This window comes from Bacillus sp. GM2 (genome assembly GCF_056155945.1).
The window spans coordinates 1,385,747-1,409,979 of sequence record NZ_JBRKSZ010000007.1 but is presented as its reverse complement, the minus strand read 5'-3'; the positions used below and the strand labels follow the sequence as shown (position 1 = coordinate 1,409,979).

Sequence of the window (24,233 nt, the reverse complement as noted above, 5' to 3'; positions counted from 1 at the left end):
AAAGGTGTGGAAACGAAATGAAACATGTAAGAGCATTGTGTTTAAAATTCATTGTGAGCCTTGTCCTCTTATATGTGGTGCTAACTCTGTTTTTTGGCGTTCCATTCGGCGAAATGTTTGTTTTGACATTGTTTTTAGGTGTGATCTCCTATCTGATCGGAGATCTTCTTCTGCTGCCGAGAACAAACAATACAACAGCGACAATGGGAGATTTTGGACTTTCCCTCGTACTGATCTGGGCGATTCTCGCCATGCAAAATAATCCGCCGTATGGTTCGCTAGCTGCAGCTTCAATCGTGTCAGCGATCGGCGTCACAGTGTTCGAATATTTCTTCCACCGCTATATGGAAGCCAACGTTTTGGGCGAAACGGAAAACGAAAAACGGGAAAAGCCAGGCTCATTGCAGTATCAAAGTGAAGCATCGGAAGAGCTTTACCCGGTTACCCCGTCTAAAAAACAGGACGAAGACTAAGCACAAGAACCTGCCGATCGGCAGGTTTTTTTACGTTTATGACCAGAGGCATTTTTCATAATTAAAGGAATATGAGTCTTTTTCACGAATTGATATTAAAAAAGTGAGGAGGACAAAAAAATGACACATAGCGCGCTAAAGCATTTAGATTATCACAATTGGGCGAATCAAAGGGTGCTCACCCACCTGAAAAGCCTGCCTGAAGAGCTGTTCACTCGGGAAATCAAAAGCGTTTTTCAATCTGTATCTGAGGTTGTTACCCATATGTGCGTGGCTGACGCCTTATGGCTGAAGATTATATCCGGAGCCGCTTACGAGGAAGCAAAGGAAACAGGCATGCGGCTGAAAGAAGGATTAAAGGGGAAAAAGATCGATGACTTCATTTCCCTCTTCCATGACACAGCGCTTCAATATGAAACGTTTTTTGAAAATCTTGAAGACCCCGATGGTGAAATCACGATTGCACATCCGGCATTCGGCAAAATCAAAACGCCTGTTAGCGAACTCCTTCATCACGTGGTCAATCACGGCACGTACCACAGAGGCAACATTTCAGCGATGCTGAGACAGATGGGTGAAGCAGGTGTGCCGACAGACTATGTTTATTATTTATTAAGCATGAAGCAGCCGACATAAATAAAAAACCCTTGTTCCGCTTTTGGAACAAGGGTTTCACAATTAAAATGATGCTGCAAGCTTTTTAGCTTCTGCTAAGCCGTTTTCAATAATTTTTTGAGCGTCGTCAGGAACAGCGTTGTGTCCTTCGATGACAACGGTATGCAGGTCTTGAACACCGAAGAAGCCCATGACGGTTTTCATGTAGTTCAATGACATTTCCATTGCAGCCATCGGTCCTTCAGAATAGAAGCCTCCTCTGGCATTTAACAGAGCAACCTTCTTGTCTCCCATCAAGCCTTTAGGTCCTTCAGGAGTGTATGTAAACGTCACTCCTGCGCGGGACAAGTAGTCCACATAAGTGTGAAGTACAGCTGGAACAGCAAAGTTCCACAATGGGAAAGCAAAAACAACTTTATCGGCTTTGACGAATTCGTCCAAGTAACGGTCCGCTACAGATGCAGCTGCTTTTTCTTCCTCGTTCAATTCCATGCCTTTTCCTGCTTTAAATGTCCCGTTAATAGCATTTCTGCCCAGGTACGGCGGGTTTTCTTTGTAAAGATCAAGCTCTACAATTTCATCGTTTGGATGATTTTCTTTATAGCTGTTAAGAAACGCATCATAAAGTTTTACAGATACAGCTTCTTCAGCAGTACGGTCATTAGCTTTAACAAACAATACTTTAGACATTCTATTTTCCTCCCGTGCTAACGTTTCAATATTTACTTACAAATAGTATGTTACTTTCTTTTAAATAGAAAGTCAACTCATTTATTTTTCTGGCCAAAAAAAAGCACCCGTTTGGGCGCTTTATTTGGAGTCCTGCTCCTGGTCAAGCCGTTCATAGACGTATGAATGCTTTTGATCCATCGTTTCTTTATTCGTCAAATCCTTCATCTGCCGTGTAAATTGCCGGTCATTCTCTGTGCGGTCTTCATGTCTTGTGTCTGCTTCCGCTTGAGCTTCGGCCGTTCTTCGCGCATATGGAACCGCTTCAAGGCGTTCATAAGGGATTTCTTTTCCAGTTGCTTCACACCTTCCGTATGTGCCGTCTTTCATCCTATTTAAAGCGTCTTCGATCTCTTTCAGCAAAGCTTCGTCCGATTGCCGGAAAGCCTGGTCCCTCATTCGTTCGGTATACACACCGGCGTGATCGGCAAGATGATTGTCAATACCGTTTGACAATTCGCCTGTTTCTTCATTCATCGGCTGTACCTCAGACTTTGCAGCTGTGATTTCGTTTTTTAAGCTGATTAATTTATCGTAAAGGTGCTGTTTTTGTTCCTCTGTCAATGCCATGTTGATCATCCTCCTTTCTTTTTCATTACCCGATTGCCGAAAGGGGAAACCTGCATTTCTCCGCAAAAAAAAGACCGTTCGTTCGCAAAATAGCGTTTGAACAGCCTGTTGAGATTATGCACATAAGTATTTTGATAACAGCGCTTGAATTTCAAGCATGTCGGTATCCTTCGTAAATTCCAGGTCAAAGATTTTGCTGCTGGTCATCAGAGAAAGAGAACTGTCTGGATTGAACATGCTGACTTCTCTAATCGCAAAGCCTTCAATCGATCTGTATGGCAGAAAGACGCGGACTTTCTTTTTGGAAAACAGTTTATTATCAAAAAAAATAATCCGCTTGTTCGTAAAACAAATTTGATCTATCCTCAGTCTGCAAACCGATTCAATTTTTTCTCCTTCTATGAGCAGCGGTTCAAATTTTTTGCCGTCTGCTGTTTTGCTTGCTGAAAAAACGCCCAATCAAAACCCCTCTTTCTGTATGTCCAATTTATGTTTATGCACAAGGCAAAGTATGCTGTCAGTTACTAATAAGGATACGATAACCCTGATTTATAAACAATTACGAGCAGATTACATTTCTTTAACGCTATATGTTTGTTTTTACTATCAATTCATACGCCCGGCGGACGCGTGAGGTTTCAACTTTTTATCAGTTTTTTTAGCTTATTTTTCGTTTGCTACCAATCAAAAGGTGCATAACGGATAAAACAAAAAACCGCAGCAGGATGTTCTTCCTCTGCGGTTCTCTTTTGACTATTATGCCTTTTATGTACATATCAGGCGCTTTTCCTGCTTCGGTCACGCAACTGATTCAGTCAGCCGATTTTTTATGAATGCGTGCGGTTTTTGTTCGACTACCATTCATTGCTGTTGATGACCCGCGCGAATTGATTCAGGCTTTTACTTCTTCAAAGTACTCTTTGTAATAGCCTCCGACTTTGTTTGTATTATCGATGATAAACAGAAACTCTTCCGTTTCGTTTTTGACCTCGTATACGTTACCGACGGTCAGCGCTCTGTTGACGATGTACTTTTTGGCATCGGTATGTATGCACTTTACTTTTTTAATGGTTTTATTGTTCTGCCATTTTTCGTGAATCATGTGGATGTCTCCTTTTTCATACGTCCTATAGTTTCCATTGTAGCGTTTTTTCGCCGAAATGCAATGCGATCTGGAGGCGAATGTGATTTTAAAGAGCATGGATATTGATTTGGTTTCATTCCCTGTTATAGAATGGTGGTGTATAGTTCCAAAATCAGAAATATATCCCTCTTCCATCCACGCAATGACCGAATCAAAAGACAAACCAGCATCAAGACAACTCACCCGAAGACAGACCAAAATTTCAAAGGAGGTTTGTTTGACAAACATGAGTTCATTAACAATGCAGGTCAGTAAAAAGCTGGAGTCATTTTTGCAGGGAACAAAGAAGCTCTATATTAACGGGGAATTTGTAACCAGCGCCTCAAACAAAACGTTTGAGACCCCAAACCCGGCGACTGGTGAAACGCTCGCCACCTTATATGAGGCAGGTCCCGAGGATGTGGACAAAGCGGTGAAAGCCGCGCGGGAAGCCTTTGACCGCGGTGAGTGGCGGACGATGAACCCGGCCGAAAGAAGCCGGCTGATGTACAAACTCGCCGATCTGATGGAGGAACACAAAACGGAACTGGCTCAGCTTGAAACGCTGGATAACGGGAAGCCGATCAGCGAAACGACCGCAGGCGATATTCCGCTGTCAATTGAACATATGCGCTATTATGCCGGCTGGGCGACGAAAATAACCGGACAGACGATTCCTGTTAACGGACCTTATTTCAACTATACACGACATGAGCCTGTCGGAGTTGTCGGGCAAATTATCCCTTGGAACTTCCCGCTTCTGATGGCCATGTGGAAAATGGGAGCCGCCCTTGCAGCGGGATGTACGGTTGTCTTAAAACCGGCGGAACAAACGCCGCTTTCCGCTCTGTATTTGGCAGAACTGATCGATGAAGCAGGCTTCCCGAAAGGCGTCATCAACATCATTCCTGGCTTCGGTGAGACGGCCGGAGAAGCTCTGACCGATCATGCCCTTGTCGACAAACTGGCATTCACAGGGTCAACGGAAATCGGCAAAAAAATTATGGAGAAAGCGGCCAAATCGGTTAAACGGGTTACCCTTGAACTCGGCGGAAAGTCGCCGAATATCATCCTCCCTGACGCCGACCTGAAGAAAGCGATTCCAGGCGCACTGACCGGCGTCATGTTCAATCAAGGCCAAGTGTGCTGTGCGGGATCACGCGTGTTCATCCATAAAGACCAATATGACAAAGTCGTCGATGAAATGGCCGCTTATTCCAAATCGCTCCGCCAGGGTGCGGGCCTTCATGAAGACACGCAAATGGGACCGCTTGTCAGCAAAGAGCAGCACGAACGCGTCCTCTCGTATATTGAAAAAGGACGTCAGGAGGGTGCGAAAATCGCAGCCGGCGGAACATGCCCTTATGAACAGGGATACTTTGTTTCTCCGACTGTATTCACCAATGTCGAAGACGAGATGACAATAGCAAAAGAAGAAATCTTCGGTCCTGTTTTGGCGGCGATCCCTTATGAAACGGTAGATGAAGTGATCGAACGGGCCAATCGCAGCGAATACGGCCTTGCTGCTGGCGTATGGACGGAAAATTTGAAAAACGCCCACTATATCGCCGACCGTCTGCAAGCCGGTACCGTTTGGGTCAACTGCTATAATGCCTTTGACGCTGCATCCCCATTCGGCGGCTACAAACAGTCGGGACTCGGACGTGAAATGGGCTCATACGCTCTGGATAACTATACAGAAGTAAAAAGCGTCTGGATTCATACAGGCGAATAACGCAAGACATGAGTTTCTGCAGCCGCCCTGTCGATCAGGGCGGTTTTCTTTTTGTGGAAATAAACATTTATAGATACATATGGTAAAATGGATGATAGTTTAAATCGACTGGAATGATAGAATCGTGTATTCTTCCTCTCTTAGCAAAACCCTCTGGAATCAAAAAAGCTTTAGATACATATGGGCGTCACAAACAGCACAGGCTGTCGGATCGATTTTGATGACGATCATCGTCATGGTCGATGTGTTTAAGGAAACGAACTCTGTATTCGGATCGGGTCTGGTTTTGGCTTTATCCTCGTTCGGCAGTGTATTAGGCGGTGCGATGGCTGCTTTTGCTATTCAGCGCCTCGACCTGCTTCAAACAGCGGCTTGTTCAACATGGTTCAGAGCGGTCTGCGCATTATGCATCGGCTTATGCCAATCGCTAGGCTTACCCTCTTATATCATTTATATGCTGCTGTTTTTGCAAAGCTTTGTCGGCTCCTGGTATTCTCCCGCACAATTAGGTTTACTGTATCAAGCGATTAAAAAGCGCGATTACGTGGCTGCATCGGGAAGCATCGTAACGGTCAACCAGTTTGTTCAGGCAGCAGGCTGGGGGCTCGGCGGCTATTTAACCGTTTTGACCCAGACTCACACGCTGACAGTGTTTACAGCAGGACTCTTTTTCGTATCAGGGCTTTTAATCAAATTGCCTGATTTGAAAACAGCGGTTATCCCTCGCCAAAAAATCCGCACACAATCAGTCTGGCGCACTGTATACAGGAAGAAAACCGTTTTGCTGCTTACGATGATGGACATGTCAGAAGGTTTAGCAAATGCGGTCTGGACTTCCGCCGTTTTGCTGGCTTTTACGAAAGAGGTGCTGAATAAAGGAGAGGCTTGGTGGGGATTCATCAATGCCGGTTATTTTTTGGGAGCAATTTTGGGCGGCATTCTCGCTGTGCTCTTTTCCAACCAGCTCAAAAAAAGGCTTGGCCTCATGATTGTCTTGGGTTCTGTTTCAATGGGAATCACAACGCTTTTATTCGCCTATTCGTCAAATCCCCTCCTTTCAGTCATCCTCTGTATCATGATGGGTCCGCTTTATCAAGTAAGAGACGTCAGTCAGACGGTTATCCTTCAAGATACGTTGACAGATGAAGAGCGTGCACCGGTTACCGCCGCCAAAAATACCATTTTGACTGCATGGTCTGTTTTAACAATCGCCATTATGGGGGCTTTGGCTGACTTGATCGGGGTGCAAAGCGTATTTATCGCTGCCGCTGTATTATATGCCGGAACAGCCGCTGTCACATTTTTCGTACGGGATGTGAGAACGTACAGCCAGTCTGCAAGGCAGCACACGAAAGAGGAGATAGAACGATGAAGCTGCTGTGGATTTTTCTCATCAACGGTATATTTGGAGTGATCGTTTTAGAAAAAAAGAAGCTCATTTGATGACAATGGCGCAGATTGCCGGCGGCCTGTTTTCGGCGGCATTTGCAGCCGTTCAGCAAAGATTGAAAAATAAGAATGAACAAAGCGGCGCTCAGTAGAATAACATGCTGCGCGTCCTCTGATTCAGCAGAATATCAGCTCTTTGTATTCCCGCTTCAATATCCCCATAATGATTTCATCTGAGTACTGTTCATTCATATAAAGAGCCTCCCTGACCGTACCTTCCCTTTTAAATCCGGCTTTTTCATATGCTTTCAGAGCGCGCTTATTGTGTGAAAAGACTTCGAGCTGGAGGCGGTTAAGATCGAGCCTTTCGAATGCAAACTGCATGGCCAGCCGCACCGCTTCAGAACCATAGCCTTTGTTCAAATAAGCGGGGCTGTGCAAAGCGATTCTAAACCCCGCTTTTCGATTCGTCCGGTCGATGTCAATGATGGACAGATCGCCTAACAAAAGATCGTCCTCCATTAAGCAGACGGCAAAATCATAGCGCGTCTCATCGCTTGTGATTCTCTCGTAGTGCTCATAAAGGTCTTCCATCGTAAATTCACGTATCGTGCCCGTCATATACCTGATGTATTCATTTTGAGCGGCTTTATAAAAGCTCTCCATATCGCCTTTTTCAACAGGCCTGAGATAAACTTTACGGCTCTCGAACATCGAACGCGCCTCCCCTGCTATTTTTGATACGCAGCAAACCAATGGTATGGCTGTATTTCCTTTAAAGATTTATAAACCAGACGCCCATCCGGTACAGTTACAGCTGCTTTAAGATCCGGCCCCCAATAAAAAAGTCTTTCCTGGCATACCCCGCACGGCGTTAATACCTTGCATTCGGAATGTTCATCATCTCTCACGACACAAACAGAGTGCGTAATTTTTGCCTGATACTTATGGGCTTCGAGAATGGCGCCCGTTTCAATGCATAAATCGGTTGAAGCGTTGATTACTTCCGGCGCTACGCTCGTCAAGATTCTTCCGTCTTCGGTGTACATGGCGGCTGCCCCGCCCCATCCGGTCGGATACCTCTTTTTGATCAATTCGACTGCGGTGTCATACAGCATCTGTTCAATATTCATTCAGCAACATCCCCCAAACATTGTTTCTAAGGTCTCTCTTTTTACAATACCTGAAAATGGAACAGAGGTAAATGAAGATATTCATGATTTCCTGATCATGCTCACGCATGCCCACACTGACGAATGCCTGTATACTCATCACATATTCAAAATCGCTGTTCTTCTGTTTTCATCCGGTTGGCATGACACATTTCCGAAATGAATACAGTAAAATGAAGGAGATGAGAAGATTGCGTTCTTTACTAGAAGACGTGAAAGCTTTCAGACAAAAGACGCTCGCAAAGCTTCAAAATAGACAGAGACCTGATGGTTCGTGGCGGTTTTGTTTTGAAGGGCCAGTGATGACAGACAGCTTTTTCATTTTGATGCTGACTTCACTTGGCGATCAGGACTCTTCTCTCATCGCAAGTCTTGCTGAACGAATCCGTTCGAAGCAGAGCGGAGACGGTGCATTTCGCAATCATCCGGATGAAACGGCAGGCAATTTGACCGCGACAGTCCAGGGCTATACCGGGATGCTGGCTTCGGGGCTCTATGACCGGAGAGATGCGCATATGCAGAAAGCCGAGGCATTTATTAAGGCCGCAGGCGGTTTGAAGAATGTGCACTTTATGACGAAGTGGATGCTCGCTGCCAACGGGCTGTATCCATGGCCGAGAGCCTATATTCCGCTTTCGTTTTTACTGATCCCGCCCTATTTCCCGCTTCATTTTTACCATTTCAGCACATACGCAAGAATTCATTTTGTCCCGATGGCCATTACGTTTAATCGACGATTCTCTTTAAAAAACAACCAAATCGGCTCGCTTCGGCACCTGGATGAAGCCATGTCAAAAAATCCTCTCGAATGGCTGAATATCCGCTCTTTTGACGAGAGAACCTTCTATTCTTTCAATCTGCAATGGAAACAGCTCTTTCAATGGCCGGCTTATGTCCATCAGCTCGGATTTGAAGCGGGCAAAAAATATATGCTGGACAGAATCGAAGAAGACGGAACACTATACAGCTATGCGAGCGCGACCATGTTCATGATTTACAGCCTGCTAGCGATGGGAATATCAAAAAACGCCCCCGTTGTTAAAAAAGCAGTCGGCGGAATCAAAAGCCTTATTTCATCATGCGGAGAGGAAGGCTTCCATTTGGAAAACTCAACTTCCACTGTCTGGGACACCGCGCTCATCAGCTATGCCATGCAGGAATCCGGAATACCTGATGAACAACATTCTTCCATCTCATCGGCAGCGGACTACCTTCTCAAAAGACAGCATGTGAAAAAAGCGGACTGGGCGGTCTCAAATCCTCAAGCGGCACCGGGAGGGTGGGGTTTTTCACACATCAATACAAACAATCCCGATTTGGACGATACCGCTGCGGCATTAAAAGCAATTCCGTTTCAAAGGCATCCGGCTGCCTGGAACCGGGGGCTTACCTGGCTTTTATCAATGCAAAACAACGACGGGGGGTTTGCAGCATTTGAAAAAAACGTTGACCATCCGCTCATCCGAAATCTGCCGCTCGAATCTGCCGCTGACGCAGCGGTCGATCCGTCAACGGCAGACTTGACTGGGCGCGTTCTTCATCTGCTCGGACTTAAAGAGCGGTTGACAGATGACCATCCCGCGGTCAGACGCGCTCTAAGGTGGCTTGATCACCATCAGGAAGCTGACGGCTCGTGGTATGGCAGATGGGGCGTCTGCTTTATTTACGGGACATGGGCCGCACTCACCGGAATGAAAGCCGTCGGGATTTCCCGCAACCACGCGTCTGTCAGAAAAGCGGTCTCCTGGCTTAAATCGATCCAGCTCGAAGATGGAAGCTGGGGAGAATCCTGCAAAAGCTGTGAAGCGAAGCGTTTTGTCCCTCTTCACTTTGGAACAGTTGTTCAATCTTCATGGGCGCTGGAGGCGCTCTTGCAATATGAGCGTCCGGATGACCCTAAGATCTTAAAAGGGATTCGTTTTCTCACCGATGATCACGAAAGCTCGCCTGAGCGACTCGAATACCCGACGGGAATCGGGCTGCCGAAACAATTCTACATCCGCTATCACAGTTATCCTTTTGTGTTTTCATTGCTCGCTTCAAGCGCATTTATTAAAAAAGCGGAAATGAGGGAGACATATTGAATGCTTACAAAGAAAAAATAGCGTCATGGGCCAAAGATCTGAAAGACCAAATGAAAGATGATCCTTCTTTAGAAAGCCATTTAGAAAAACTTTTTCAATCACTGGATGATCCTCGTGCGACCGAACAGGAATGGTATGAACAGGCAGAAGCCGTGTATCAAGCCATCTCCCGCAGTGATGCGTCTCAAGCAGGCCGGCAGCCATTCAGAACAGTGCCGATCGGAGGCCACCGCCTGCCAAGCCTGCCCTACTCGTATTCAGCCCTTGAGCCTTATATTTCAAGAGAAATTATGTTTCTTCATCATACAAAACATCACCAAAGCTATGTCGACGGCTTGAACAAAGCTGAAAAAGAACTGCAGAAAGCCAGGCAAACCAAACAGTTCGACCTTGTAAACCACTGGGAAAGAGAGCTCGCCTTCCACGGAGCCGGGCACTATTTGCACACTATATTTTGGTACGCGATGCACCCAAAAGGAAAAAGGCGGCCGACAGGCGAATTGCTGGAAATGATTAACCGTTCTTTCGGCAGCTATTCGGCCTTTAAAGAACAATTTTCCGAAGCGGCGAAAAAGGTGGAAGGCGTGGGCTGGGCGATCCTTGTCTGGGCGCCTCGCTCGCACCGCTTGGAAATTCTGATCGCAGAAAAACATCAGCTGATGAGCCAATGGGATGTGATCCCCCTTCTCCCGCTCGACGTATGGGAACACGCATACTACCTTCAATATAAAAATGAAAGGGCAAAATACGTCGATAATTGGTGGAATGTCGTTGACTGGAGAGAACCTGAAAGGCGGTTTGCGACAGCAAAGCGCGTTCTATGGGAGCCCTTCTGATACAAATTCAAATGGCGGGACTTCAAACTATTGAAGTCCTGTTTTTGTTTCGATTGTGAAGCCGGACATCGGCCTCCCCGCCATCAGAGATGAAACAAGCCTTTCCTCAAAAAGCGAACAAGCGCTTCCTCTCGCATCTTTCATTCATGAATGCTTCCTGGCGCCATGCAGTCGTCGACACCGGCCGTATCGAGCCGAACGCCGAATCCTTATCACTGTCAATGCCCATCTATGTTTTCTCTTAAATCCTCTATCATATGTAAAAAGACAACGTATAAAAGTTTAAATACTCCAGTTTATCCTCAGGATTTTCAAGACCGATACACGGAGATGTTTGAGCAGATTCAGAAGAGAAATCCCGCAGTCGTGCACTTTTTTGAACCTGCTATTATGATAATCTCCTTATGGAAAAGCGAATCTGCAACATTCTATCAATATATCCCAATTTCGTGCCTTAAGTATGAATTGTGAATATTTTTTGATTTATTTGGAAAATAGTCGTTTTTCCTCATTCTTCTAATTTCAAAACTCGTTAAGCTATTCTATGAGAAAGGAGGGGATAAATGAACAAACTGTCGATGTTTGTCTGATTGTTTTTTCGAAAAATGGAAATTTAATTTAGGAGGGTTAATCATGAAAAAAATGTTTGCTTTCTTTACAGCCTTCATGCTCGGTTTGACCTGTCTGCCGTACTTATCAGAAGCGAAAGAATCAAAACATACGGATAGTTCTGTTACAACCTTACCTTCTATGTCTATACCCACATCTCTCAATCAGTCATTAGACCAGGAAAAACAACAGTTTAAAACTTCCGCTATTAATCTCAACATCGGCCTCGATCTCTTAGGAATCGGAAACTCGATTAGGGATGCTATCGTTCAAAGCAATAACCGCAGCGGTTTCGTCAAAAACTGCATGGAAACCGCTTTTTATTCTGCTGGGCAAAGATACAATGTCATGGTGTTTAACTTAAGTCAAGGCTATCAAAATGGTTTAAGAGGAGTAAAATTTTATGGATCTGCCAACTATCATGGGGTGATTTACGGCATTTGGGTATTTGAAAGCGGACAATTTACAAACCAGGGAGACGGCGGCTGGATTAACTGGGCCTTTAAAGGCTGGTTTGATCGAAACGGCCAAACTGTAACATTCCGCAAGCCTTAATCAAAGTCAAAGTATCCCCCTCTTCTGCCTGCCGGTAAAATCGTCAAAAACGAATTCACCGGCAGGCCTTTTTAATATGTTTGCGCAGAAAAAAGCCGATTTATCAAACACTTCCCTTGCCGGTCATACCGCCGCCATTCTTTAGCGGCACTCAAACTGTCCGGCCTTACAACAATTCAATCTTAGAATACGCCAATGACGTCCAAAAAGACGATAATAATAACGATTGGAGCGGCGTAGCGAATCAGCAGAAGCCATGCTGCAAACCATTTTCTGCTGATTTTAGAGCCCTCTTTCAATTCGGCAAAAAGCTCTTCTTTCGGGATTTTGAGCGGCACAAAAACGGCGATGAGCAAAGCGCCGAGCGGCATTAAAATATTACTGACAAGGTAATCCGCCGCATCAAAAATGGATAGATTAAAAATCGATACATCCTGAAGCACGCCGTATGATAATGCTGAAGGAATTCCGAATAGGAAAATCGCAATTCCTCCGGCCCAAGCGAAAGCCTGTCTTTTTTTAGGATCCCCTTTTGACAAGGAAGAAACAAGGATTTCAAGCATTGAAAATGCGGACGTCAGTGTAGCAAATAAAAATAAGAGCATAAACGCCAATAAAAAGACGATTCCTAAAGGCATCTTGTGAAAGACTGACGGCAGCACATTAAATAACAGCATCGGGCCGGCATCAGGAGATAATCCGAATGAAAAAACGGCCGGAAAAATTGCAAACCCGGCAAGAATCGCTACAGATACATTGAGCAATGTCACTGAAACGGCCGACTGTACAAGGTTTTCTTTTTTCGATAAATAAGAGCTGTACGTTACCATAACGGAAACACCGACACTCAGCGAGAAAAAGGATTGTCCAAGCGCAAACAGCACCGTTTTGGCTGTGATATGGGAAAGGTCAGGTTTTAAGAAAAACTCCAATCCTTCCATTGAACCGGGAAGTGTCAGCGAACGGATGATCAACAGCAGAAAAATAATGAACAGAGCAGGCATCATAAACTTGCTCGCTTTTTCAATCCCGCTTCTGACTCCTTTGGAAACGACAAGAATCGTTATCATGATAAATGCAAACTGGCTCGCAAGAACGAGATACGGATTTGCAATCGTCTCCCCGAAAAGACCTGCATAATCCGTGCTTCTTGACAGTTCGCCGGTCAGTCCTTTGATAATATAAATGATGATCCAGCCGCCGACAACACTATAGAAAGACAGCAGAATGAAACACGTGATAATGCCGAGCCGGCCGATCCAATGCCAAAGCGAGCCGGGCGCCAGCTCCTTATAGGATTCAACGGCATCTTTTTGAGTCTTTCTGCCGATAATGAACTCCGCCATTAATAATGGAAGCCCAATCAATAAAGTAAAAAGAATAAACATAAGTAAAAATGCTCCGCCGCCGCTTGTTCCGGCGACATAAGGAAACTTCCATATCGCGCCGAGCCCGATTGCCGAGCCGGCCGAAGCTAAGATAAATCCAAGCTTTGATGACCATATATTTTGTTTATTTTCCACTTAAGCACCTCTTCTTCTCGGTCTAATTGCATATGGCTACAAACTATCATTTTAAAAAGCATAAACGAATTCGTCAAGGTTTTCAAACATTTCTTTCAGTTTACATAATAATATTATTTAAAACAAATTCGCATTTTACTAGTATTGAATTATTCAGAATATTAATTATAATAAGAGAATGTTATATTTTCTACAGATGTGAGGAGCTGGACTTATGAGTTATTTGATCAAAATCAGTCAATTTGCAGGAAAAACGTTTGCCATTTGGGTGATTCTGTTTGCGGTTCTCGGCTTTGCCTTTCCGACGCAATTCACCTGGATCACCCCTTATATTACCATCCTGCTTGGCGTGATTATGTTTGGCATGGGATTGACATTGTCAGCGGACGATTTTAAAGAGCTGCTGAGACGTCCCCTGCATGTGCTGATCGGTGTGATGGTTCAATATACGGTTATGCCGCTGCTAGCTTTTGGACTGGCCTATGGACTCGGTCTTCCCTCCGAAATAGCGGTTGGGGTCATTTTAGTGGGATGCTGTCCCGGGGGCACGGCATCAAACGTCATGACATTTTTGGCGAAGGGGAATATCGCCCTGTCAGTGGCGATTACAACGGTTTCCACATTGCTTGCCCCTTTTTTAACGCCGTTTCTCATTTTATTTTTCGCAAAAGAATGGCTTCCGGTATCTCCGGGCTCTCTGTTCGTTTCGATTTTGCAGGCGGTGCTGCTCCCGATTATCGCCGGGCTGATCGTTCAATTTTTCTTTAAAAAACAAGTGAAAAAAGCGGTGCAGGTGCTTCCGCTCGTCTCTGTTCTCGGCATCGTCGCCAGCGTCACCGCGGTCGTCGGAGGCAACCGGGAAAACATTATTCAATCGGGGCTGTTGATTTTTGCGGTAGTCGTTCTTCATAATGGCCTCGGGCTTTTCCTTGGCTTTGTTTTGGCAAAGTGCTTTAAAATGGATTATGCATCACAAAAAGCCGTGTCCATTGAGGTCGGCATGCAAAATTCGGGTCTCGGTGCAGCATTGGCAACGGCGCACTTCTCTCCTCTTTCCGCTGTCCCGAGCGCTGTTTTCAGCGTCTGGCATAACCTTTCAGGCTCATGGCTTGCGACATACTGGAGCAAGAAAGCAAATAAGCAGAAGAATAACAATTATTCTCCTGCCCCGCAGATGATAAACAAAAAGCTTTGACCGTACATGCGGCCAAAGCTTTTTTCTTGATTTAACCTTCCAACAAAAGCTGTTCAGGATCTTCAAGCAGATTTTTAATCGTAACCAGGAAGCCGACCGCCTCTTTACCGTCGACGATCCGGTGGTCATACGATAATGCAATGTACATCATCGGGCGGTTTTCGAAACGCTCTTCATCAATTGCTACAGGGCGCAGCTGGATCTTATGCATACCCAAAATACCAACTTGCGGACTGTTTAAAATCGGAGTCGATAACAGTGATCCGAACGTTCCTCCGTTTGTGATCGTAAAGGAGCCTCCTTGAAGCTCGTTGAGCGACAATTTGTTGTTTCTCGCTTTCTTCGCAAGCTCACCGATATCCCTTTCAATATCAGCAAAGGTTTTGCGGTCTGCATCCCGAACGACCGGTACGACGAGGCCATCCGGCGCAGCAACAGCGATTCCGATATCATAGAATTTTTTGATCACAAGCTCGTCGCCTTGAATTTCCGCGTTGAGGAGCGGATATTTTTTCAGCGCGGCGACAACAGCTTTTGTAAAGAATGACATGAATCCGAGCTTCACATCATGCTGCTCAAGGAATTGATCTTTTCGGCGTTTCCTTAGGTTCATGACCGCCGTCATGTCCACTTCGTTGAATGTCGTCAGCATTGCGGCGGTGTGCTGAACTTCAACGAGGCGTTTGGCGATCGTCTGTCTCCTGCGGGACATTCTTTGACGCTCTACCGGTTTACCTGCATTTTCAGTTTGTTTAGCAGCCGGCGCCTGTGTTTCGCGTTTTGGATCAGGCTGAGCTTTTGGCGGCTGCTCGTTCTTCTGATAAGATTCAACATCTTGCTTTCTGACCCTTCCGAGCGGATCTCCGGTAGGAATCTCCGATAAATCGATGCCTTTTTCACGGGCGAGCTTTCGGGCAGCCGGAGAAGCGATTGTTCTTGTTTTGGCTGTATCCGCCTCATCGTTCGCGCTTTCGCGAAGTTCGGCTGTCTTTTCAGACGAGGCTGCCTTCTCTTCCGAAGCACCGGCGCTTTCTTGAGCGTCAGCTTGAGGAGCCGTTGATTTGCCGCCTTCTGAAATCGTTCCGATTATTTCGCCGACCTGAACCGTGTCACCGGAATCTTTCAGCACTTCCTGAAGAACGCCGGACTGCTCTGCCGTCAATTCAACGTTGACTTTATCAGTCTCCAGCTCGAGCAGGAATTCCCCTTGTTCTACATAATCTCCCGGTTGTTTCAGCCATTGGGCTATCGTTCCTTCTGAAATTGATTCCGCTAATTCAGGTACTTTAATTTCCGCCATTTTTTAGTTCCCCCTTAATTTTTGCGAGTCAAGCTATCAGATACAATGCGTTCCTGTTCCTTTTTATGAACCGTCGGATCCCCTTCTGCCGGACTTGAACGTCTTCTTCTGCCAATATAGCGGACCTTCACGTCCTTTGGAGCAATCTCTCTTAAATAAGGCTCGATATAGTTCCATGCACCCATATTTTGCGGTTCTTCCTGTACCCAGACAATCTCCTCCAAATTCGGGAGTTTGCTGAAGATCGCTTTAATATGCTTTGCAGGGAAAGGATACAGCTCTTCAACCCGTGCAATGTGCAGCCAATCTTTTTCACCTTCCATTTTATTGAAATGGCTGCTGATGTCAATCGAAACTTTACCGCTTGAAAGGACGAGGCGCGTCACTTTGTCATACTGATGGGAAAGTCCTGACATTTCATAGACCGGCTTAAAGCTGCTGTCGCTGAGCTCCTGCACTTCTGACACGGTATTCGGATTTCTCAGCAGGCTTTTCGGCGTCATGATGATCAGCGGGCGGATCTCCTCGCGAAGGAGCATCTTGGCCTGCCTTCTTAAAATATGGAAGTATTGGGCGGCGCTCGTCAAGTTGGCGACAGTCCAGTTGTTTTCCGCCGCCAGCTGAAGGAAGCGTTCCGTTCTTCCGCTTGAATGCTCAGGTCCCTGCCCTTCATAGCCGTGCGGCAAGAGAACAACGAGCCCTGATTTTTGTCCCCATTTCGCTCTTCCTGCAGAAATGAACTGATCAAAGTACACTTGCGCCGCGTTTGCAAAGTCTCCAAACTGCGCTTCCCAGATCACCATCGTTTCCGGCGAAGACACGTTATATCCGTATTCAAAGCCTAGGACGGACCCTTCAGAAAGCGGGCTGTTGTGAACCGCAAATGACGCTTTCGTATTTGCAAGGTGATGCAGTGCGATGAATTCGTCCCCTGTCTTGCTGTCGTGAAGGACAAGGTTGCGGTGTGCGAATGTGCCGCGTTCTGAATCCTGCCCGGTCAGTCTTAGAGGTGTGCCGTCTTTCAAAATGGACGCAAAAGCCATCGCCTCTGCTAGCGACCAGTCGACTTTTCGGTCATCGTCGAACGCTTTGGCGCGCCTTTCGAGGATTCGCTTTAGCTTATCGAAAACGTTGAAGTTTTCAGGCCATGAAACAAGCTCCTGATTGATTTTGCGCAAAGTTTCAACATCAACCGACGTGTCAACATCAGGAAAACCGTTGGAAACAGGCTCGGGAAGAACGATTTCATGTGTCATGTCTTCCTTCTTGGCCGGCACTTTGCGATAGGCTTCTTCTAAACGCTTCATGACAGCGTCCCCGATTTTGTCGACGGTTTCTTTATCGACGATCCCGTTATGAATCAGCTTTTCAGCAAAGATGTTCTTGACGGTCGGGTGCTTTCTGACCGCATCATACAGCATCGGCTGCGTTGCAGACGGCTCATCCATTTCATTGTGGCCGAAACGGCGGTAGCCGATCAGATCGATCAAAAAGTCTTTGTTGAAAGTCATGCGGTATTCAACAGCGAGCTGAACCGCTGAAAGGCATGCTTCAGGATCATCCGCATTAACGTGGACGATCGGAATCTCAAACCCTTTTGCAAGGTCGCTTGCATATTTCGTCGATCTTGACTCATTGCTTTCCGTCGTAAATCCGATCATGTTATTGGCGATAATGTGAATCGCTCCGCCCACCTGATAGCCTTTAAGCTGGCTTAAATTCAGCGTTTCCGCGACAATGCCTTCCCCTGGGAATGCCGCATCGCCGTGAATCAGAATCGCCAGCGATTTTTTAACGTCTTGAACCGGATAGCCGCTCTCCGTTCTCGTTTCCTGGGCGGCTCTTGTCGAACCCTCAACGATCGGATCGATGAACTCCAGGTGGCTCGGATTGTTCGCGAGCGCAATGCGCGCCGTTTTCGTATGCTCATCCTGAATCTGACGGTTGGCGCCGAGGTGATATTTTACGTCACCCGTCCAGCCGTAATTGATCCCTGTCGAACCTTCCGACGGAACGAGATCTTTATTCGGCGCATGCTGGAATTCAGAAAAAATGATTTCATAAGGTTTTCCTAGAACATGCGCAAGAACGTTCAGGCGGCCCCTGTGCGCCATACCGATATTAACGTTTGTCGTACCTGCCGAAACGGACTTGGCGATAATATCATCCAGCATGGGCACAAGCGCATCAAGTCCTTCTATTGAAAAGCGTTTTTGCCCGACAAAGGTTTTGTGGAGAAACTGTTCAAGACTTTCAACTTCTGTCAGCCTTCTTAAAACTTCCACCAGCTTTTCTTTCGATTTCGGGGCGAATAATTCCCCGGATTCGATCTTTTTCATCAGCCAGTTGCGCTCTTCAAAAATGTGCACATGGTCAAATTCAAAAGAAATCGATTTTTTGTATGTGTTTCTCAAGTACTGAATGGCTTCTAAACCGTTTGTTACTTCTTTAGGGGCATCTTTGCATATGACAGACGCCGGAATTTTTTTCACATCCTGCTCAGTTAACCCGTACTCAGCAAGAGGAAAAAACTCCTGTTTCTCTTGTGTTTTTCTCAGTGGATTGACGGAAGCGTTTAAATGGCCATAGGTTCTAATATCTTCTGCGAGTTTTATCGCTGATGCGATTTTTTGAATAGATCCAGCCGTGAAATCTGCCTCTTCGTTTTCGTTTTTTAGAGAGGCGGCCCTTATATCGCCCGGGGGAGCTCCAAGTTCGTCAAACATCTCTTTTAACTCAGCATCCAAGCTTTCTGGATCCTTGACGTATTGATCGTAAAGCTCCAGCACATAGCCGAGGTTCGGACCGTGAAATTCTTCCCAAGTCATTCTTTGTTTCATACTATTTTGAAACATTTGAACATTACCCCCAACCTAATAATCAAGTGAATGATTCACTATCTTAATATATCTTCTGAACCTTACGCCCAGAAATATGTAATAAAAACGCTTCCACGTACATTTTACCACTGTTTCTCATTTGTTTCTACACAGATTGTTCAAATAAAATTAAAAAATCATCTTGAAAAATAAAAAAATTTATAATTTTGAACTTTCAGACCGAATTCTTTTAAACTGCCTCATTATTTATTCACATATTTCCCCTGACCGTCTATTTTTTAACATCCCGATGTGCTCCGTAAAAAATTAAGTTGATAAAAATAATAAAAATTTCAATATTTCACTGTGTTTCTACGATAAAAAACAGATGGCCGCGAGTATTGCTGCCATCTGTCATATCTATCCTATACTTTTGCTCAACAGCTTTTTTAAAAGCGGGTACAGAACATCGGGGAGCTGATCGACGTCTGGGACGAAAAGGCTGTACTTTCCGTACATGTCCTGTATCGTCTTGATTTGCGATTCTTCGATTTCGCTGTTTGATAAAAATACATTGATGACTTCGATATTTCGTTTCCGCGCTTCCATAACGGCTTCATGTGTATCGACAATCCCGTTTTGTTCATAATCGAATGCGGCCGGCTCCCCGTCTGAAAAGACAATCAGGAACTTCTGAGCTTCGCTTCTTTGAACAAGCATCTTCGTCATCTGTCTGATCGCATATCCGTCCCGGTTGTCTTCTTCCGGTTCAAGCTGCATGACATGCGGTCCGGCGCCTGCTTTTAAGGAATCCGCAAAAGAGACGACCGTATGAAAGTAATTGGGCTGGCTCGTCTCTGTCGCATCGTTCGTATCTTCCCAAAAACCGACGATTTGGTGAGGGACAGCAACAGATTTAAGCGCTTCGTGAAACAGGACAATGCCCCGTTTCGTCTCCGCCATTTTGTCATGCATGCTTGCTGAACAGTCGACAAGCAATGTAAAAACGGCGTCGATCTCTGTTGACGGTTCTTGCTTTTTATAGAACAGGCGCGGATTGCGCTCTGTAAAGTAACGGAGCAGTTTATTGTTCAATCTGCCTGCATGCAAATCGGTTCTCGGGAGCGTTTTTTTATGCTCGAGCGTTTTTTGAATCATCTGTTTGAGCCGTTTTTGATACGATTCGATTGTTTTGGCTTGAGCCTGGTAGTCTAATATGTCTTCGTTAGAAGGTTTTTCCGGAGGCTTCATCACCGAAAACGCATAGCGGTTTTCTTTGCCGGCTGGTGCGGCGCCGCCGTTCGGCTCATCTTGAACAGATTCAAGCGATTCAAGTTTTGAATAGTCTTTTCTTTTCGTCTGCTTCGCCGTTCCCTGAACAGACCCGAGCGCTTGGTCGCCGTCTTCTCCTTCTCTTAAAGCGCCGCCGGAAATATCGGTTTTGGCGCCGTGCTCCAAATCAAACTGGAGAAAGCTTTTCGCCGGGGCTTCCGTTTCTCTGTGCCAAGTCGGCATTTCTTCTTCATGAACTTCCTCGTCACCCGCACTTTTCTCTTCAAGCGTCAGATCCTCGCTCAGCTTCGGTTTTGCTTTCAAATCTTGAAAAAGCTCTTCTTCGTCAACTTGTTCGTATTCCAGTTCCGGAAAAAAGAAGTACGTATTCAGCATATCCTTTTCGAGCACCTCTTCGAAACCTTCCATCAGCCCGCTTACAATCGAGACGATGTCAGCAGTTGAACGCGCTTCGAATACGCGGGCGAGCTCGGCTTCTATAAATCCTTTCATCGGATCGACCGATTCATGGATAGCCGGTATCTCATCAAGCGGCGATTCCGCGGTCAGCTTAAGATATACAGCGCAAAACAAAGCATCTGTAAAAATGCTCCGCTCCAAATTCAGCGTCAACTGGGTCGTAAAGTGTTTCCGGTACATTGATTTCCGGTTTGAAAATACCGGTTTTGTGCCGGGGCGCTCCCTCTTGATGGACTCTTCGATTCTGATGTCTTCAAAAAGCATAAACAACTGTTTTGCCAAACTCTTAAACTGATATTTCCGAGCCGCGTCAAGCATGCGGGAAAAGTCTTTCATCGAGCTGTAGCGGGAGCCGATTGACCGCAAGTAGACATCACTTTTCAAACCGTCTACCATATCCCGGTGGTTCCTGTCTTTCCAAAAATGGCTCATGTAGATCTTTTTCTCAAAAGGATTGTAATAAGACTGAACCCCGTACTCCACTTCAACCTGATCGCTTTTTGCGAGCGTTTTCGCCAGATCTGTCAGCTCCATAAAAAGCAGAGAGTCAATCTTGCTGTCATTGAATTTAATAAACTTCATAAAAAAACCCTCATTCGAACAAAGTTTGGGCAATATTTCGGACCGCCGCTTTTTCGCGTTCATCATCAAGCTTTTCAACGATGCCCCGTTCGATCGCTCGCAGCGGCGGAATATACGTCGACAGATCGCAAGTATCGAGAAGCGCTCTGATGGAAGCGGCCTCTTCAGAAACCTGTCCATTATGAGCCTGCGTCATTAAGTCCGATGACAGGGTGACAAAGCGGTCCAGCAGCTTCTGATTTTTCAGTTCGGATTGTGTTTCAAGCACCCGTTTCAGCAGGTCACCTTTAATGTAGGGCACGTCGATAATGACAAACCGGTTTTTCAGCGCTTCATTCAACGGGACCGTTCCGACATAACCTTCGTTTATCGCTGCAATCACGCCGAATCCCTCTTTCGCTTTGATGACGTCCCCCGTAAACGGATTGGTCATCATTTTCCGGTAATCGAGCACCCCGTTTAAGATCGGCAGCGTTTCCGGTTTCGCCATGTTGATTTCGTCAATATATAGGAAATGGCCGTTGTTCATCGCTTTTGTCACGGGACCTTCGATAAATTCAATAGAGGCGTTCCCGTCGGTGTTTTCAATCGTTTTGTAACCGACAAGCGCCTCTGCATCAAGGTCCACAGAACAGTTGACACTGTGCATAGGTTTTTGAAAATAAGCGGAGAGCGTTTCGGCAAGTTTTGTTTTTCCGGAGCCTGTCGGGCCTTTTAACAAAACGTTTTTTCCGAGTGACAGCGCGATCATCGCGTCATAGAGAATGGCGCTGTCTTCCGCTTCATAGCCGGGCGTTCCAATCAATGATTGGTATTCCGCGGCAACAGGTTGGGCGGCAGACTGAATCAGCCGCTCTTTTATTTTTTCAGGCAGCTCTAGTTCATGCAGATCATATTTCATGTGTTGTAAAATTCCTTTCTCAAAGCGTCTTCTGTATGTAAGTATACTAGAAAAGATGCGCTGCCCTCAATATAAACGGCTTCCATGCGCCGATTCACTTTTTTCCGGTGTTCGTCAGCGCTCCGCAAACCATCCGGGCTCCGGAGTTTCCGGATGGATTTGTTAAATCATCATCCTGATGCTCATGAATGATGAAGGCACTTCCATCATGATCAAGCAGACTGAACTTGCTTTTCTGATCAAGGGTGACGTCCGGCGCATTTACGATGACGTCGACTTTGCCGTCGGCTCCGACTTCAATATTCGGCAAATCACCGGCATGCGGTCCTTTCGGATTGTGAAAGCCGTGCTCCTTTTGGTCAGGATTGAAATGAGCACCCGCACTTTCAAAATCAGGCTTTTTACACACGCCCGTTTCATGAATATGAAAAGCAAGCATTCCCGGCGGCAGATCATGGGCGCTGACTCTGATATCAAGGCCTTCTGCAGCAGATGCAGACACTTCTATAAAACCGGTCTCCGTACCGTCGCGTTTGATCAGCGGTATTTTTAATGGCTGTGTCATCGCTTCAAAAGTTTCTTTATGTTCCTGTTCGGCATTTTTTTGCTCGATTTCTTTCTGCTGTGTGCATGCAGCTGCCAAACAAACAGCCATACATGTGAGCAATATGTACTGTAATGTTCTCAAACGGCTTCCCCCTTCGCTTTTCTTTTCAGTTTAGACAATGAAGAGGGGCATTAAACCTGTCCTTACCATCCTGAAATCACGCAAAAAAAAAGCCATATAAAATGGCTTTTTTAAAATGAATACCGTTTTGCGCCGAGGTAGCGCTGTTTCCAGTAGGAATTATTCATGTCGCTGACGGTGACACCGGAATCGTTGGCATTGATAAACTTGTTGTTTCCTAAATAAATGCCGACGTGTGAAGGACCCGCTTTATATGTTTGGAAGAAAACGAAGTCTCCTCTTGAAGGCTGGCTGACTGGCGACATGATGTTCCAGTATCCGGCTGCGCTCAGCCTTGAGACAGATGTGACTTTGTTCAACGTGTAATAGATGAATCCGCTGCAGTCAAAGCCTGAAGGGTTGTTGCCTCCCCATCTGTAAGGCACGCCGATATGCTTTTCTGCTTCCGCAATCATTCGCTCGACCTTTGCGCTTGTCGAAGTGCCGGTTGAAACTGAAGAGTTCGGCGAGCTGGAAGACGGGCTGCCAGATGATCCGGAAGTCGATGCACCGGAGATTTTAAGCTTCTGGCCGACTTGCAAAACATCTGTTTTTAATTGATTAGCCTCTCTGATGCTTTGGACTGTCACCTTCATCGAATTTGCAATTTTCCAGAGAGAATCCCCTGGTTTAACCGTGTAAGTGGTCGTTTTTGAACTGCTGCTTGTGTTCGTTTTACTTGATGAAGAACTTGAAGACGAACCAGAAGATGGTTTGCTTCCGCTGGAAACCGTTCCTTTCACTTTAAGAACCTGGTTCGGGTAGATCGTGTCCGACTTCAAGTTGTTCAGCGTTTTAATTTCGGCGACTGTCATATTCAAACTATTGGCAATTTTCCATAAAGAGTCGCCCAATTTGACTTTGTATGTGCTGCTTGAACTGCTTGCACTTTGCGAGCTTGAGGATGAGCTGGATGATTTCGAACTGGAACTCGAACTTGAGCCGGAGCTGGAACCGGTGTTTTTCGCGCTTCCTTTAATGACCAGCTTTTGTCCCGGGTAAATCATATCGCTGCTCAGCCCGTTTAAGTTTTTGATCTCTTTTACGGTTGTTTTGTAGTCTTTGGCAATCAGCCACAAGGAATCTCCTAATTTTACCGTGTAAGTTGACTTGGCAGTGCTTGAGCTTGAGCTGGAACTTGCGGATTTTGTCTGTGAGCTGCTTGTTGACTTGCCGTCCGGTACTTTTAAAGTTTGTCCGACATAAATAACTGTAGATGAAAGATTGTTTGCTGATTGAAGTGCCGAAACACTGGTATTGTAATCAGCTGAAAGCTTCCACAGTGAGTCTCCGCTTTTCACCTTGATGGTTTGGGCTTCTACCGGTGATGCCGCCAATGAAGTTCCAACTACCGCAGAGGCCGCCAAACCTACTGCTATCTTCTTCTTCATAACCTTTTAACCTCCCGTTTCATTTTCGTTCTCTCTATGTATGCCATTACATTTGCTATTGCTTAAGCCTTTATCCGGCCGATCAGACAGGTGATCTGATCACCATATGTATGACCTTTGGCCGAAAGCCCCCTTTTATATTCTTAAGCAAAA

The 24,233-nt window shown here is 45.8% G+C and carries 21 protein-coding genes; 8 read left to right on the top strand and 13 right to left on the bottom strand.

Annotated elements, in window-relative coordinates; translation table 11 throughout:
* The first annotated feature begins 17 nt into the window (after positions 1 to 17).
* Together ACVC9U_RS08175 and ACVC9U_RS08170 are read left to right on the top strand one after the other, a co-directional pair.
* A complete protein-coding gene (locus ACVC9U_RS08175) occupies positions 18 to 473 on the top strand; it encodes a YndM family protein (RefSeq protein ID WP_020451801.1) in 456 nt (151 codons plus the stop codon).
* Between the two features lie 120 nt (positions 474 to 593).
* Positions 594 to 1,109, top strand: a complete 516-nt coding sequence (locus tag ACVC9U_RS08170; protein WP_075754227.1) for a DinB family protein — start codon at positions 594 to 596, stop codon at positions 1,107 to 1,109.
* 42 nt (positions 1,110 to 1,151) lie between these two features.
* Here the strand turns inward: ACVC9U_RS08170 and ACVC9U_RS08165 are convergent, their stop codons facing one another.
* The 4 genes from ACVC9U_RS08165 to ACVC9U_RS08150 form a co-directional block, all read right to left on the bottom strand.
* Positions 1,152 to 1,778, bottom strand: a complete 627-nt coding sequence (locus tag ACVC9U_RS08165; RefSeq protein ID WP_441390533.1) for an FMN-dependent NADH-azoreductase — start codon at positions 1,776 to 1,778, stop codon at positions 1,152 to 1,154.
* Positions 1,779 to 1,898: 120 nt separating this feature from the next.
* Positions 1,899 to 2,387, bottom strand: a complete 489-nt coding sequence (locus tag ACVC9U_RS08160; protein ID WP_075754225.1) for a TraR/DksA family transcriptional regulator — start codon at positions 2,385 to 2,387, stop codon at positions 1,899 to 1,901.
* 114 nt (positions 2,388 to 2,501) lie between these two features.
* Positions 2,502 to 2,846 (bottom strand): PH domain-containing protein, encoded by a 345-nt coding sequence (locus ACVC9U_RS08155; RefSeq protein WP_020451808.1) that lies wholly within the window; start codon positions 2,844 to 2,846, stop codon positions 2,502 to 2,504.
* 433 nt (positions 2,847 to 3,279) lie between these two features.
* Positions 3,280 to 3,489, bottom strand: coding sequence for a DUF6501 family protein (locus tag ACVC9U_RS08150; RefSeq protein ID WP_043928038.1), 210 nt, complete (start codon positions 3,487 to 3,489; stop codon positions 3,280 to 3,282).
* 268 nt (positions 3,490 to 3,757) lie between these two features.
* Here ACVC9U_RS08150 and ACVC9U_RS08145 point away from each other — a divergent pair, with 268 nt between their 5' ends.
* Positions 3,758 to 5,245 (top strand): aldehyde dehydrogenase family protein, encoded by a 1,488-nt coding sequence (locus ACVC9U_RS08145; protein WP_059230638.1) that lies wholly within the window; start codon positions 3,758 to 3,760, stop codon positions 5,243 to 5,245.
* 220 nt (positions 5,246 to 5,465) lie between these two features.
* Positions 5,466 to 6,617 (top strand): MFS transporter, encoded by a 1,152-nt coding sequence (locus ACVC9U_RS08140; protein ID WP_253182886.1) that lies wholly within the window; start codon positions 5,466 to 5,468, stop codon positions 6,615 to 6,617.
* 194 nt (positions 6,618 to 6,811) lie between these two features.
* On the opposite strand, the gene ACVC9U_RS08135 is transcribed toward ACVC9U_RS08140, so the two are convergent.
* Together ACVC9U_RS08135 and ACVC9U_RS08130 are read right to left on the bottom strand one after the other, a co-directional pair.
* Positions 6,812 to 7,348, bottom strand: a complete 537-nt coding sequence (locus ACVC9U_RS08135; RefSeq protein WP_441390529.1) for a GNAT family N-acetyltransferase — start codon at positions 7,346 to 7,348, stop codon at positions 6,812 to 6,814.
* A gap of 17 nt (positions 7,349 to 7,365) precedes the next feature.
* Complete coding sequence (locus ACVC9U_RS08130; protein WP_065643862.1) at positions 7,366 to 7,767, bottom strand: cytidine deaminase; 402 nt, start codon at positions 7,765 to 7,767, stop codon at positions 7,366 to 7,368.
* A gap of 221 nt (positions 7,768 to 7,988) precedes the next feature.
* Between ACVC9U_RS08130 and ACVC9U_RS08125 the strand changes: the two genes are divergently transcribed.
* The 3 genes from ACVC9U_RS08125 (at position 7,989) to ACVC9U_RS08115 (ending at position 11,890) form a co-directional block, all read left to right on the top strand.
* Positions 7,989 to 9,890 (top strand): terpene cyclase/mutase family protein, encoded by a 1,902-nt coding sequence (locus ACVC9U_RS08125; protein ID WP_370510569.1) that lies wholly within the window; start codon positions 7,989 to 7,991, stop codon positions 9,888 to 9,890.
* A 50-nt stretch (positions 9,891 to 9,940) separates the two neighbouring features.
* The gene (locus tag ACVC9U_RS08120) at positions 9,941 to 10,726 is read left to right on the top strand and encodes a superoxide dismutase (protein ID WP_237562621.1); all 786 of its coding nucleotides are present in this window, start codon (positions 9,941 to 9,943) and stop codon (positions 10,724 to 10,726) included.
* Positions 10,727 to 11,359: 633 nt separating this feature from the next.
* The gene (locus ACVC9U_RS08115; RefSeq protein WP_075754221.1) at positions 11,360 to 11,890 is read left to right on the top strand and encodes a stress response protein YvgO; all 531 of its coding nucleotides are present in this window, start codon (positions 11,360 to 11,362) and stop codon (positions 11,888 to 11,890) included.
* Between the two features lie 182 nt (positions 11,891 to 12,072).
* On the opposite strand, the gene ACVC9U_RS08110 is transcribed toward ACVC9U_RS08115, so the two are convergent.
* Positions 12,073 to 13,413 (bottom strand): sodium-dependent transporter, encoded by a 1,341-nt coding sequence (locus ACVC9U_RS08110; protein WP_075754219.1) that lies wholly within the window; start codon positions 13,411 to 13,413, stop codon positions 12,073 to 12,075.
* Between the two features lie 214 nt (positions 13,414 to 13,627).
* On the opposite strand from ACVC9U_RS08110, the gene ACVC9U_RS08105 reads away from it, so the two are divergent.
* Positions 13,628 to 14,608 carry a bile acid:sodium symporter family protein gene (locus tag ACVC9U_RS08105; protein WP_441390526.1) on the top strand — a complete coding sequence of 327 codons (981 nt, stop codon included), beginning with the start codon at positions 13,628 to 13,630 and terminating at the stop codon, positions 14,606 to 14,608.
* A 31-nt stretch (positions 14,609 to 14,639) separates the two neighbouring features.
* Here the strand turns inward: ACVC9U_RS08105 and odhB are convergent, their stop codons facing one another.
* From odhB to ACVC9U_RS08075, 6 genes are all read right to left on the bottom strand, one after another.
* The gene (gene odhB, locus ACVC9U_RS08100) at positions 14,640 to 15,908 is read right to left on the bottom strand and encodes a 2-oxoglutarate dehydrogenase complex dihydrolipoyllysine-residue succinyltransferase (RefSeq protein WP_075754215.1); all 1,269 of its coding nucleotides are present in this window, start codon (positions 15,906 to 15,908) and stop codon (positions 14,640 to 14,642) included.
* A gap of 14 nt (positions 15,909 to 15,922) precedes the next feature.
* Positions 15,923 to 18,763: a 2-oxoglutarate dehydrogenase E1 component gene (gene sucA, locus ACVC9U_RS08095; RefSeq protein ID WP_441390523.1), complete on the bottom strand. Its 2,841-nt coding sequence runs from the start codon at positions 18,761 to 18,763 to the stop codon at positions 15,923 to 15,925.
* A 384-nt stretch (positions 18,764 to 19,147) separates the two neighbouring features.
* Positions 19,148 to 21,061: a nitric oxide reductase activation protein NorD gene (locus tag ACVC9U_RS08090; protein ID WP_075754211.1), complete on the bottom strand. Its 1,914-nt coding sequence runs from the start codon at positions 21,059 to 21,061 to the stop codon at positions 19,148 to 19,150.
* 10 nt (positions 21,062 to 21,071) lie between these two features.
* Complete coding sequence (locus ACVC9U_RS08085; protein ID WP_075754209.1) at positions 21,072 to 21,962, bottom strand: ATP-binding protein; 891 nt, start codon at positions 21,960 to 21,962, stop codon at positions 21,072 to 21,074.
* Between the two features lie 94 nt (positions 21,963 to 22,056).
* Entirely contained in the window at positions 22,057 to 22,617 is a 561-nt protein-coding gene (locus ACVC9U_RS08080) for a superoxide dismutase family protein (RefSeq protein WP_419865818.1), read from the bottom strand.
* 143 nt (positions 22,618 to 22,760) lie between these two features.
* Complete coding sequence (locus ACVC9U_RS08075) at positions 22,761 to 24,080, bottom strand: C40 family peptidase (protein WP_165427251.1); 1,320 nt, start codon at positions 24,078 to 24,080, stop codon at positions 22,761 to 22,763.
* Between the last annotated feature and the right edge of the window lie 153 nt (positions 24,081 to 24,233).

What these genes read in the sequence shown, in the direction of transcription:
- ACVC9U_RS08175 (WP_020451801.1), top strand. Translation starts at nt 18, where the DNA reads ATGAAACATGTAAGAGCATTGTGTTTAAAATTCATTGTGAGCCTTGTC.
- ACVC9U_RS08170 (WP_075754227.1), top strand. Translation starts at nt 594, where the DNA reads ATGACACATAGCGCGCTAAAGCATTTAGATTATCACAATTGGGCGAAT.
- ACVC9U_RS08165 (WP_441390533.1), bottom strand. Translation starts at nt 1,778, where the DNA reads ATGTCTAAAGTATTGTTTGTTAAAGCTAATGACCGTACTGCTGAAGAA.
- ACVC9U_RS08160 (WP_075754225.1), bottom strand. Translation starts at nt 2,387, where the DNA reads ATGGCATTGACAGAGGAACAAAAACAGCACCTTTACGATAAATTAATC.
- ACVC9U_RS08150 (WP_043928038.1), bottom strand. Translation starts at nt 3,489, where the DNA reads ATGATTCACGAAAAATGGCAGAACAATAAAACCATTAAAAAAGTAAAG.
- ACVC9U_RS08145 (WP_059230638.1), top strand. Translation starts at nt 3,758, where the DNA reads ATGAGTTCATTAACAATGCAGGTCAGTAAAAAGCTGGAGTCATTTTTG.
- ACVC9U_RS08140 (WP_253182886.1), top strand. Translation starts at nt 5,466, where the DNA reads ATGACGATCATCGTCATGGTCGATGTGTTTAAGGAAACGAACTCTGTA.
- ACVC9U_RS08135 (WP_441390529.1), bottom strand. Translation starts at nt 7,348, where the DNA reads ATGTTCGAGAGCCGTAAAGTTTATCTCAGGCCTGTTGAAAAAGGCGAT.
- ACVC9U_RS08130 (WP_065643862.1), bottom strand. Translation starts at nt 7,767, where the DNA reads ATGAATATTGAACAGATGCTGTATGACACCGCAGTCGAATTGATCAAA.
- ACVC9U_RS08125 (WP_370510569.1), top strand. Translation starts at nt 7,989, where the DNA reads ATGAGAAGATTGCGTTCTTTACTAGAAGACGTGAAAGCTTTCAGACAA.
- ACVC9U_RS08120 (WP_237562621.1), top strand. Translation starts at nt 9,941, where the DNA reads ATGAAAGATGATCCTTCTTTAGAAAGCCATTTAGAAAAACTTTTTCAA.
- ACVC9U_RS08115 (WP_075754221.1), top strand. Translation starts at nt 11,360, where the DNA reads ATGAAAAAAATGTTTGCTTTCTTTACAGCCTTCATGCTCGGTTTGACC.
- ACVC9U_RS08105 (WP_441390526.1), top strand. Translation starts at nt 13,628, where the DNA reads ATGAGTTATTTGATCAAAATCAGTCAATTTGCAGGAAAAACGTTTGCC.
- odhB (WP_075754215.1), bottom strand. Translation starts at nt 15,908, where the DNA reads ATGGCGGAAATTAAAGTACCTGAATTAGCGGAATCAATTTCAGAAGGA.
- sucA (WP_441390523.1), bottom strand. Translation starts at nt 18,763, where the DNA reads ATGTTTCAAAATAGTATGAAACAAAGAATGACTTGGGAAGAATTTCAC.
- ACVC9U_RS08090 (WP_075754211.1), bottom strand. Translation starts at nt 21,061, where the DNA reads ATGAAGTTTATTAAATTCAATGACAGCAAGATTGACTCTCTGCTTTTT.
- ACVC9U_RS08085 (WP_075754209.1), bottom strand. Translation starts at nt 21,962, where the DNA reads ATGAAATATGATCTGCATGAACTAGAGCTGCCTGAAAAAATAAAAGAG.
- ACVC9U_RS08080 (WP_419865818.1), bottom strand. Translation starts at nt 22,617, where the DNA reads ATGGCTGTTTGTTTGGCAGCTGCATGCACACAGCAGAAAGAAATCGAG.
- ACVC9U_RS08075 (WP_165427251.1), bottom strand. Translation starts at nt 24,080, where the DNA reads ATGAAGAAGAAGATAGCAGTAGGTTTGGCGGCCTCTGCGGTAGTTGGA.